This window comes from Arthrobacter sp. Y3221159 (genome assembly GCF_059089885.1).
In genome coordinates this window covers 259217-269603 of the sequence record NZ_JBNHFC010000003.1, presented here as the reverse complement: position 1 = coordinate 269603, position 10387 = coordinate 259217, and the positions used below count along the sequence as shown (strand labels likewise).

The 10387-nt window shown below is 68.6% G+C and carries 11 protein-coding genes; 8 read left to right on the top strand and 3 right to left on the bottom strand.

What is annotated here, in order from left to right; all coding sequences use genetic code 11:
* Positions 1–265, bottom strand: a 265-nt coding sequence (locus AC5RT3_RS05425) for a phage holin family protein (protein ID WP_494123673.1), incomplete at its 3' end; no start/stop codon positions are given.
* Complete coding sequence (locus tag AC5RT3_RS05420; protein ID WP_494123672.1) at positions 265–1233, bottom strand: hypothetical protein; 969 nt, start codon at positions 1231–1233, stop codon at positions 265–267. The genes AC5RT3_RS05420 and AC5RT3_RS05425, both read right to left, overlap by 1 nt.
* A 186-nt stretch (positions 1234–1419) precedes the next feature.
* Here AC5RT3_RS05420 and AC5RT3_RS05415 point away from each other — a divergent pair, with 186 nt between their 5' ends.
* On the top strand, positions 1420–1911 hold the full coding sequence (locus AC5RT3_RS05415; protein ID WP_494052195.1) for a hypothetical protein: 492 nt from the start codon (positions 1420–1422) through the stop codon (positions 1909–1911).
* A gap of 45 nt (positions 1912–1956) precedes the next feature.
* Here the strand turns inward: AC5RT3_RS05415 and AC5RT3_RS05410 are convergent, their stop codons facing one another.
* Positions 1957–2997: an NAD-dependent epimerase/dehydratase family protein gene (locus tag AC5RT3_RS05410; RefSeq protein WP_494123671.1), complete on the bottom strand. Its 1041-nt coding sequence runs from the start codon at positions 2995–2997 to the stop codon at positions 1957–1959.
* A gap of 146 nt (positions 2998–3143) precedes the next feature.
* Between AC5RT3_RS05410 and AC5RT3_RS05405 the strand changes: the two genes are divergently transcribed.
* From AC5RT3_RS05405 to AC5RT3_RS05375, 7 genes are all read left to right on the top strand, one after another.
* On the top strand, positions 3144–4100 hold the full coding sequence (locus tag AC5RT3_RS05405; protein ID WP_494123670.1) for a sigma-70 family RNA polymerase sigma factor: 957 nt from the start codon (positions 3144–3146) through the stop codon (positions 4098–4100).
* A 177-nt stretch (positions 4101–4277) separates the two neighbouring features.
* Positions 4278–4814, top strand: coding sequence for a D-glycero-alpha-D-manno-heptose-1,7-bisphosphate 7-phosphatase (locus AC5RT3_RS05400; RefSeq protein ID WP_494123669.1), 537 nt, complete (start codon positions 4278–4280; stop codon positions 4812–4814).
* Positions 4814–5902 (top strand): glycosyltransferase family 9 protein, encoded by a 1089-nt coding sequence (locus tag AC5RT3_RS05395; RefSeq protein ID WP_494052191.1) that lies wholly within the window; start codon positions 4814–4816, stop codon positions 5900–5902. Before AC5RT3_RS05400 ends, AC5RT3_RS05395 begins: the two co-directional genes overlap by 1 nt.
* Complete coding sequence (locus AC5RT3_RS05390; protein WP_494052190.1) at positions 5899–6933, top strand: glycosyltransferase; 1035 nt, start codon at positions 5899–5901, stop codon at positions 6931–6933. Before AC5RT3_RS05395 ends, AC5RT3_RS05390 begins: the two co-directional genes overlap by 4 nt.
* Positions 6930–8183 (top strand): glycosyltransferase, encoded by a 1254-nt coding sequence (locus AC5RT3_RS05385; RefSeq protein WP_494052189.1) that lies wholly within the window; start codon positions 6930–6932, stop codon positions 8181–8183. Before AC5RT3_RS05390 ends, AC5RT3_RS05385 begins: the two co-directional genes overlap by 4 nt.
* Positions 8180–8875, top strand: a complete 696-nt coding sequence (locus AC5RT3_RS05380) for a D-sedoheptulose-7-phosphate isomerase (protein ID WP_494010954.1) — start codon at positions 8180–8182, stop codon at positions 8873–8875. The genes AC5RT3_RS05385 and AC5RT3_RS05380 overlap by 4 nt, the downstream gene beginning before the upstream one ends.
* Positions 8872–10347, top strand: coding sequence for a PfkB family carbohydrate kinase (locus AC5RT3_RS05375; RefSeq protein WP_494123668.1), 1476 nt, complete (start codon positions 8872–8874; stop codon positions 10345–10347). The genes AC5RT3_RS05380 and AC5RT3_RS05375 overlap by 4 nt, the downstream gene beginning before the upstream one ends.
* Positions 10348–10387 lie beyond the last annotated feature (40 nt).

Sequence of the window (10387 nt, the reverse complement as noted above, 5' to 3'; positions counted from 1 at the left end):
GCATCAGGGCGCCGAGGGCGAACATCAGGGCCAGGGACAGGAAGAGAAGGACGAAGTGTCCGGCCACGCCGGCGCCGGCGAGCATCCCGCCGCCCTTTCCTGCCCTGGTGGCTGACTGCTTGGCTTCGGCCTTGGCCAACTCCACTTCCTGGCGCATCAGGGTGGACAGGTCCCGGGTCACATCGCCAAGGAGCTCGCCAAGGGAGGCGTTATCGGCCTTTTGATGCGCCTCACTCGGCGCCGGCTCAGGAATCTGACTACTCATCACAACCCGCCAGTCTGGCCATCCGCCCTGCGGTCCCGGGTGAGCGGGTCCCCAGCCATGGGATCGTCCGCCAGGTCGCGGTCGCGGAGGGGATCGTCGGCAACCCGATTGCCCGACCATGGTTCTTCCACCAGCTGCGGGCTGTCCAGGGCGCTGGCAGGACGCACGGGTTCGGCATAACCGCTGCCGGGAGCGCCGCCGTCGTACCCTGCCGTGGTGGTGGCGGGGCCGGGGAGCTGGACCGGAGGGGGCGGGACGGTGCCGCCCGCAGGGGCGTACGACTCGCTGTACTGGTCACCGTACTGGGTGCCGGAGTACTGCCCGGAAAGGCCGGCGCTGGGGCGTGTTGTCGACGAGGCTTCCGGGGCGCCTGCGGTCAGGCCACGGGTGAGGCGGCCGGCCAGGACGCCGGCACCGGCTGCCAGCAGCAGGAAGGTTCCGGGGCGGTTCCGGGCAAAGCGCTGGACTTCGGTCAGAAGGTCCCCAGGTTCCTTGTTCTCAAGCCAGGTGGCCATGGAGGAGGTGCGCTCAGCGGCCTGCCGGATAAGGTCGCTGGCCACGCCCTGCTGGTCCGGGGCGTCAGCCATGCTCTGCAACTGGCCGGAGATGGTGCGGATCCCCTCGGCCGCCTTCTGCTGCTGCGTGCCGGCCTGGCTGCTCAGGCCTGTCTTGGCCTGGTGCAGCAGGTCCTGCGCGCTGTTCTTCGCTTCGGCAGCCACATTGGCAGCCTCACTCTTGGCCGTCTGGGCCACGCCCTGGGCGGAATCCTTTGCCGTGCGGGCTACGTCCGCTGCTTCTTCCTTTGCTGCGTCCTTGCGGGACGCGCTTGACGTGTCACCGGTCTGTGGTGCCCCGGCCGACGGAGTGGCGGCGGCTGGAAAGGTGGCGGCAGTCCGCTCGCCCGGTACTCCCGTTGAGGCCGGGGGAGCCGTGTAGGCGGGATCCTCGGGCCATTGGTTCTCTGTCATCTTCGCTCTCTCTTTCCAAGAAGGCCGGTTGTTGATCAAGAACCAGCAATACTGGCCGTAAAATAATAAGCATGATTACTAATAAAAGGTAAGTACCCTTGCTAAACGAGTTATAACGGTTCCAGGAAACGTCAGCCGGAATGGCGCAGGCCTGCCCGGACATCGAAGTGGAAAGTGGTGGGTAGTTTGGAAACAGCTCCATGGGTTTGGGTGGTAGTGGCCATTGTTGTGCTGGTCCTGATTGTGTTGCTGCTGGCAACCGGACGGCGCCGGAAGGCGATGCAGCAAAAACGCGATGAAGCCCACCGGGAAAAAGCGGCCGAAATCCGCCATGAGGCACAGAATATGGAACTTGATGCCCGGGAACGCGAGGCAAAGGCAGCGCGTGCCCGTGCTGATGCGGAGCAGGCGCAGGTGAATGCCGCACGGCTGAAGCAGGAGGCCGATGCGACGGCCCGGGAAGCCCAGTCACTTCGCGCCGATGTGGCGGACCATACCCGCAAAGCGGATGAAGTGGACCCCGACGTCGGGCGGGATGCTGCCGCGCGGGGGATGGGTTCCCAAGGCGACGCACGTTCTGAGCGGAAAGAGGGTACGCATGCGGACCGCGACCGGACGGACGCTGCCCGCGAGGAAGCAGCGCGCCGGGACGGCGACAACCCGCGGACCGGTATCTAGCCTGGCGACGGCTCCCGTTGGGAGGCCCCCGGGAGGCAACCCGGATCAGGGTTTGCGCGGTTTGAGGACGGGGGAAGGGGTTAGTCCCTTCCCCTTTCCCATGCCCTCCAGGACTTCCTTGACGGCGTCGACCGATGAAGTTCGCGCTTCCCATCCCAGGATGCGGCGTGCCCGGCTGGTGTCCATGACCGGTGCCCCGGCTGCCATGTCCACCCAGCCTGAATCGGTGGGCACGAGCCGCAGCCACCAGGCCAGGCCCACCATCTTGTGGAGCAGTCCCATGGGGATCGGAAGGATCCTGCGCGCACCAACGATGCGCCCCAGTTCCTGGGGTGTGAGGACGGGTTCGGCGGCGATGTTGAATGCCCCGCTGGCCCGCTGGTCGATGACCCGCCAGTATGCCTCCGCCACATCGTCCGCGTGGACCGCCTGGAAGATGAGGTTGTCAGGTGCAGGCAGCAGCGGAACCCGGGGCCGGGCCGGCAGGAGCCGTGGGTATACGGGACCCAGGAAATACCTGCCGACTTCGCTGCCCGCGTCCCGCTGGAAGATCAGGCCCGGCCGGAGCCTCGCCACGGAGATGCCCGGCTCGGCCGCGGCGAAGTCATCCAGCAGTTTCTCCTGTTCGGCTTTGTGCCGGCTGTAATGCGAGCCCGGCATGCCCTCCGCCGGCCATGATTCATCCGTGCGCCTGTCCTTGGGTGCTTTGCTGTAGGCGCCGACGGAGGATGCGCAGACAACCTGTTTGACGCCTGCTGCCTTGGCCGCCGCCAAAACGTTCCTGGTGCCTGTGACATTGGTGCGGTAGAGCTGCTCAAGGTCCCGGTTGGGTTGGATTTGCCATGCCAGGTGGACCACGGCGTCCACCCCGCGCAGCGCTGCCTCCAGCAGTGGCTTGTCCTGCTCCAGGCCGACATCCAAAGCGTGCCACGAAACACCCGAATACGGCTCCCGGGTGGTGTCCGGGAGCCGCCTGCTCATTCCAACCACCTCCAGGCTTCCCGGGTTTTTTGACAGCTGGCCCTGCAAATTCCGCAGCAGTGCTGTCCCTGCGTTTCCACTGGCTCCGGTGATGGCGATGCGCATGAAAAAGGCTCCTCGGCGGGGGTGTGCTGATTCCGCTTATGTGTTGAGCCTATAGCGGGAAGGATTGTTTTATAAGCAACCTTATGATTTCCTACTTCTAAGTCTTGCCGCAGGCTTTCGGAACCAGACTGAGGGAACCAACGACAATGCCCGAATACTTCGCCGCGCTTGCCGTGGATGATACGCCAGTCCACCGGGAACAACCAGAACTCCCGCATCGAAACCCCTCAACCGCCGCCTCCGGACGCCTCCGGGAAACGTTTGAAAACGACCTGGTCCTCAGCTACCTGGACCTCGCGGAAGCCCTTGCCGGCCGGTTCGAGGCACGCGGGCGCGAACGGGCCGACCTGAACCAAGTGGCCTACCTCGGCCTGGTCAAGGCGGCCCGCGGTTTTGACCAGTCCAAGGGTGAAAGTTTCCCCGCCTACGCCGCCCCTACCATTACCGGTGAGCTGAAGAGGTACCTGCGGGACCGCACCTGGGTTGTCCGCCCACCACGGCACATCCAGGACCTCCGGACCAGGCTGTTCCGCGCCGAGCCGGAACTGACTCAGGCACTGGGAAGGAACCCCAGCGTGGAGGAACTGGCCGGAGAGCTGGGGACGGATCCGGCGGAAGTCCAGGAAGCCATCTCGGCATCCAGCAGCATGCACCCGGATTCCCTCGACGCCGTCAACCCCAACTCGGACGCGCCGCCCATCGGAGACGTGCTGGCCTGCCCGGAAACACCACTGGAGCGGCTGGAGGACCTGGCCTGCCTGCGTGAAGCGATGCAGGACCTGGACGCCGCGGACCGGGAGCTTTTATACCGCCGCTATTTCTGCGAGGAGACCCAGGTGCAGTTGGGGAAACGGCTCGGCATGTCCCAAATGCAGGTTTCGCGGCGGCTGGCCCGCGTCCTGGTGGAACTCCAGCGACGGCTTGAAAACAGCTCCCTTCCCGGCGGCACTGCCCAGGACGGCGGTACCCGCACAGCCAGCGGAAGCGCCGCGACAGGCCGGGCAGGCGGCGGCGCAGGATCATTGCGCAGCGTCCGCAGCGGCAGGGGTTCCGGCCTGGCGGCCAACGCCCACCGGATGAGTGCCAAGGCAAGGCCCGTTTAGTCCCTGAAAGCCAGTACGCCCGCCACGGAAACCATCTCCGCGGCAGTGCGGAAGGAGCAGTAGTAACCCCAGAATTTCCTATCTTGCCTGTTCAGCGGCTCGGATCTTTCCGGTCCGAAAGCCGAGAAAAGCCCGCGTCCCTGTTTAGGAGCAGTAGGAGGAGGGAACAGGTTGGATATGGGAAGCTCCGAAACGTCCAAGTTCCGCGCTGTCCTGTTCGACCGGGACGGAACCCTTGTGGTCGATGTGCCCTACAACGGGGACCCAGCACTGGTCCGGCCGATGCCGGGCGCCAAAACCGTGCTGGACAGCCTCCGGGCCGAGGGTATCGCCACCGGTGTCATCAGCAACCAGTCCGGCATCGCGCGGGGCCTGATCACCGAAGCTGATGTGGCGGGCGTGAATGCCAGGGTGGAAGAACTGCTGGGGCCCTTCGACGTGTGGGAAGTGTGCCCGCACTCGGAGCAGGACGGCTGCACCTGCCGGAAGCCGCAGCCCGGGATGATCCACAGCGCCTGCCGGAAGCTGGGCATCGCCGAATCCGAGGCAGCACTCATTGGCGACATCGGGGCCGATGTGCGTGCCGCGGAGGCCGCTGGAGCAACAGGCGTGCTGGTTCCCACCCCGGTGACCCGGGCTGAGGAGGTGGCAGCGGCGCGGCTGGTCGCCCCTGACTTGGCGGGCGCCGTCGGCCTGCTGCAGGCGGCGCCTTGATGGGCCGCGTGCTGGTGGCACGCCTGGACAGCATGGGTGATGTCCTCCTGGCCGGGCCTGCGGTCCGGGCGGTGGCCCACGGCCGGATTCCTGACGGCAGCGGCGCCAACCACGTTGTGATGCTGTGCGGCCGGCAGGGGGAGGCCGCCGCCGCGCTGCTGCCCGGCGCCGCGGAGGTCTACAGCTGGGACAGCCCGTGGATCATGAACCCCGCGCCAAAGATGACCGGTCCCCACGCGGACCGGCTCATCGATTTCGTCCGCAATTCAAGGATCACCGAAGCGGTCATCCTCACTTCCTTCCACCAGTCCCCGCTGCCGCTGGCCCTGCTGCTGAGGCTGGCCGGCGTGGAGCGGATCACCGGGGCGTCCACTGACTACGCCGGTTCGCTGCTGGATGTCCGGCTCAAACCCGGGGAGGATTTCCCGGAGGACCAGCCTGAGGCCGAGCGGGCGCTGGGGATCGCGGAGGCGGCCGGGTTCCGGCTGCCGGCCGGTGACGACGGCAAGCTCCGCTTGGCGTCCATCCCCGATGTTCGGGACCTGGTGGGAACCGAACCTTACGTGGTGGTCCATCCAGGGGCTGCCGTACCGGCCAGGGCGTGGCCGCCGCTGCACCACGCAGCGGCCGTCGAACTCCTGCAAGGCGCGGGTCACCGTGTGGTGGTCACGGGTGGTCCCAACGAGACCTCCCTGACCGCCACGGTGGCCGGTCCCTCGGCGCTGGACCTCGGCGGCCGTACCGACCTTTCCACCCTGGCGGGGGTCATGGCGGGGGCCGACGCGGTCGTCACGGGGAACACGGGCCCCGCCCACCTCGCAGCGGCAGTGGGCACTCCGGTGGCGTGCCTGTTTTCGCCCGTGGTTCCCGCCATCCGTTGGGCGCCATACGGGGTGCCGCTGGAACTCCTGGGTGACCAAAACGCCGCCTGCCGGATGACCCGCGCCCGCGTCTGCCCGGTCCCGGGCCATCCCTGCCTCGACTCCGTCTCACCCGAGGAGGTGGTTGCTGCCGTCGAACGGCTGATCGGCGGAGTTAGCTCCTTCAGCACCCATGTCAGCACCCGTAGAAAGGCCCGTAACAGATGAAAATCCTGCTCTGGCATGTCCACGGTTCCTGGACGGACGCGTTTGTCCGCGGACGTCATGAGTACCTGCTTCCTGTCCTGCCGGAAGGTGGTGCCTGGGGACTTGGCCGTGCCGGCAGGGACTGGCCGCCTTCAGTGCGCGAGGTGGACCTGGCAACGCTCGACGCCGGCGCCGTTGACGCCGTGGTGCTTCAACGCCCCGAAGAAATCGCGGAAGTGGCCCGGTTGCTGGGGCGGACCCCGGGCCGCGACCTGCCGGCGGTGTACGTGGAGCACAACACCCCCAAGGGCAACTTCCCGAATACCTGCCATCCGCTCGCTGACCAGGACAGTATCCCGGTGGTCCACGTGACCCATTTCAACAGGCTGGCCTGGGACAACGGCTCCGCCCCCGTCACCGTCATTGAGCACGGAATCCCGGATCCCGGACACCTTTACACCGGGGAGCTGGCCGAGCTGGGGGTGGTGGTCAACGAGCCGGTGCGGCGCGGCCGGGTGACCGGGACGGATTTGCTGCCGGCCTTTGCCTCGGTGGCACCCCTCCAGGTGTTCGGCATGAAGACGGACGGGCTCGCTGCCGCCACCGGGATAGACGCCTCCAAGCTGACGGCCCGCGGCGACCTGAAGACGCAGGAACTGCACCGGGAACTGGCCCGGTGCCGCGTCTACGTGCACCCCATGCGCTGGACGTCGCTGGGCCTGTCCCTCCTGGAAGCCATGCACCTGGGGATGCCGGTGGTGGCCCTGGCCACCACCGAAGCGCCGCGGGCGGTGCCGCCGGAAGCCGGCGCCGTGTCCGCCGACATTGACGAGCTGCTCCGCTGTGCGCAGCGGCTGGTCGCCAACCCGGATGAAGCCCGACGGCGGGGCACAGCCGCCCGTGAGGCGGCACTGGAACGCTACAACCTGGGCACGTTCCAGGACCGCTGGGATGAACTGCTGGCGGACCTGCGGAGCCAGCCCCGGCACTCCGTCAATGAGCACCCGGACGAGCGGATCCTTGTCCCGGCGCTAGAGAGGAAGACCCCATGAAAATCGCCATGATTTCTGAGCACGCCAGTCCGCTGGCAGCCCTGGGCGGAGTGGACGCGGGCGGACAGAACGTCCACGTTGCCGCGCTGTCCGAGGCGCTCGCCGAGCGGGGCCACCACGTCACCGTCTATACCCGCAGGGATGCAACGGAGCTTCCCGCCAGGGTCCGGGTGGGGCGCCGGCTTGAGGTTGTCCATGTCGATGCCGGACCCGCCCGGCACGTTCCCAAGGATGAGCTGCTGCCCTATATGGGGGAGCTCGCTGACGGGGTGGCCCGGGACTGGGGCCAGCGGCCGCCGGACGTGGTGCACGGGCACTTCTGGATGTCGGGCCTCGCCGCGCTTGACGCTGCGCGCCGGCCCGACGCCGGATACCGCGTCCCGGTGATCCAGACCTTCCACGCCCTCGGCACGGTGAAACGCCGGCACCAGGGCGCAGAGGACACCAGCCCCGCCGAACGCCGCTGGCTCGAGCCCGGGGTGGGGCGCTCTGCGGACCGGATCATTGCCACCTGCTCCGACGAGGTCTTCGAGCTCAAGGCCATGGGTATCACCACGGGCAAGATCTCCATCGCCCCCTGCGGCGTGGACCTGGGCTTCTTCTCCGCTGAGGGACCCGCGGCCGCCCGGAAGCGCCGCTACCGGATCCTCTCGGTGGGGCGGCTGGTGCCGCGCAAGGGTGTCGACCTGGTGATCCGCGCCCTGCCGCACCTGCGCGCCGCGGGATTCGACGACGTCGAGCTCCTCATTGTGGGCGGCGGCGGCGACTCCGGGGTGCTGCACGCGGACCCGGAGGTGCGCCGGCTGCTGGCCCTGGCTGCCGAACTGGGCGTCGAGGACCAGGTGTCGCTGCAGGGGCAGGTGACCCGCGCCGAAATGCCCGGGATCTTCCGCAGCGCTGATGCCGTGGTATGCGCGCCCTGGTACGAGCCGTTCGGCATCGTCCCGTTGGAGGCGATGGCCTGCGGCGTTCCGGTGGTGGCGGCTGCCGTAGGCGGCCTGCGGGACACCGTGGTGGACCACGCCACCGGCCTGCACGTGCCCGCACGGGACCCGGAAGCAATCGCCTCAGCGCTCGCGCTGCTGCTCGGAAACCCGGACCTGCGCACCGAACTCGGCAACGCCGGCCAGGTGCGTGCCCGCACCAGGTACTCGTGGGAACGGGTGGCCGCCGAAACGGAGAAGGCCTACCAGCTCGCCGTGGCGGAGACCCCGGCCGGCGCCATACCCATGGAAGGAGCAGCGCTGTGACTGCTGAATGGTCCCTGAGGGAAGCCGACCTGACAGCGCTGGCCACCGCGCCGGCGCTGCCCGCAGTGCTGCCGGGAGCGGCCTTTGTCGACCCGGACAGTGCCGACGCCGTCCGCAGCCACCTGGACAACGTGGTTCCGGCGCTCGATTCGCTCCGCAGCCAGTCCGGCAGGCTCGCCGCCTGGGGAGTGGAGCTCGCCCAGCGGCTGCTGCGCGGCCAGCGGTTACTCGCAGCCGGCAACGGCGGGTCCGCCGCCGAGGCGCAGCACCTCACCGCCGAACTGGTGGGCAGGTTCGACGGCGAACGCGTCCCGTTCTCCGCCATCTCCCTGCACGCTGAATCCTCCGCGGTCACGGCCATCGCCAACGACTACGGCTATGACGAGGTGTTCGCCCGCCAGGTCCGGGCGCATGCCCGTTCCGGCGATGTGCTGATGCTGCTGTCCACCAGCGGCAAGAGCCCCAACCTGCTGCGCGCCGCGGAGGCGGCAGCACGGCTCAACGTGACCACCTGGGCGCTGACCGGAACAGGACCCAACCCGCTGGCCGACGCCTGCGACGAGGCCGTGATGATCGACGCCCTCAACGCCAATGCGCAGGAAGGGCACCTGATCGCGCTGCACGCCGTGTGCCGGGCCTTCGACCTCGAGGTGGCCCGCCGCAGTCCCACGGTGGGAGGTGGCCGGCCATGAGGATCGTGGTGGTGGGGGACGTCATGCTGGACGTTGACCTCTCAGGTGAGGCGACCCGCCTCAGCCCCGACGCACCGGTTCCCGTGGTGGATGTCTCGGGCATCCGCCGTCGTGCCGGGGGTGCCGGGCTGGTGGCCCGGATGCTGGCCGAGGACGGCTGGCCCGTCACCCTGGTGACGGTCCTTGGCGACGACGACGCCGGGCGGCAGCTGAAGGAGCACCTCGCCGGAGTGCGGCTCGTGGCGGGCCCGAGCGGCTACCCCTCGCCGGTGAAAACCCGGGTGCGGGCAGGCTCGCACCCCCTGGTGCGCTTCGACCAGGGGTGCGAAAAGACCCCCGCACCCGACGTCAACCCCGCCATGCTCAGCGCCGTTGAACAGGCGGGCGTGATCATCGTCGCCGACTACGGGAGGGGAGTGGCCGCCAATCCCCGGCTCCGCGAACTCCTTACCCGGCTGGCCCCGAACGTGCCCGTCATCTGGGATCCCCATCCTTCCGGTCCGGACCCGGTGCCCGGTGTGGCCGTGGCCACGCCCAACCTGTCCGAAGCGGTCAGGGCCGCCCAGGCCCTGGCGCACAAAGGCCCGCAGCCCGCCAAGGACAATGCGGCAGCCGGCGGTGAAGAGGACGGGTCCGGGGACCAGGCCGCAACGGCCGGCCGCATCCTGCTGCACCACTGGCAGAGCAACGCGGTGCTGGTCACCCGGGGCGAGCAGGGCGCCGTCCTGCTGCGCCGCGATGGCCAGGACCCGCTCCCCGTGCCTGCTCCCCGGGTGGAAGCGGGTGATCCGTGCGGGGCGGGGGACCGGCTGGCAGCGGGCCTGGCCGTGCACCTGCTGGCCGGAAGGACCCTGAAGGAGGCTGCCGGCCTGGCGGTGCACGACGCTGCCGATTTCCTCGCTGCCGGAGGAGTAGCGGCTCTTCCGGACCGCGCCACCGGTCCTGCCGCGCCGGAGGAGGAAACAGGCGTGGCCGCGTCGGACCCGCCGGCACGGTCCCTCAAAGCGAAGCGCCGCCCCACCGAACCGCTGCTGCTGGCCAGGACGGTCCGGCAGAACGGCGGGACCGTGGTGGCCACCGGCGGCTGCTTCGACCTGCTGCACGCAGGCCACGTCCGTTCCCTCGCCGCGGCACGCGAGCTGGGGGACTGCCTTATCGTCTGCCTGAACTCGGATGACTCGGTACGCCGGCTCAAGGGCCCGGAACGTCCCATCATCGGCCAGCACGACAGGTCCGAGCTGCTGCTCGCCATGGAGTGCGTGGACGCCGTGCTGGTCTTCGACGAGGACACCCCGGAGGCCGCCCTGGAGCGGCTGCGCCCGGACATCTGGGTCAAGGGCGGCGACTACAAGGGCGCCCGGCTCCCGGAATCAGACCTGGTGGAAAGCTGGGGCGGCCGCTGCCTCACGGTTCCCTACCACCCGGCGCGTTCAACCACGGGACTCGCCAACGCGCTCGCCAAGGTGGGCTGACCGGCCCTGGCAGCGCAGCACGACATCGTATTTCCCATTG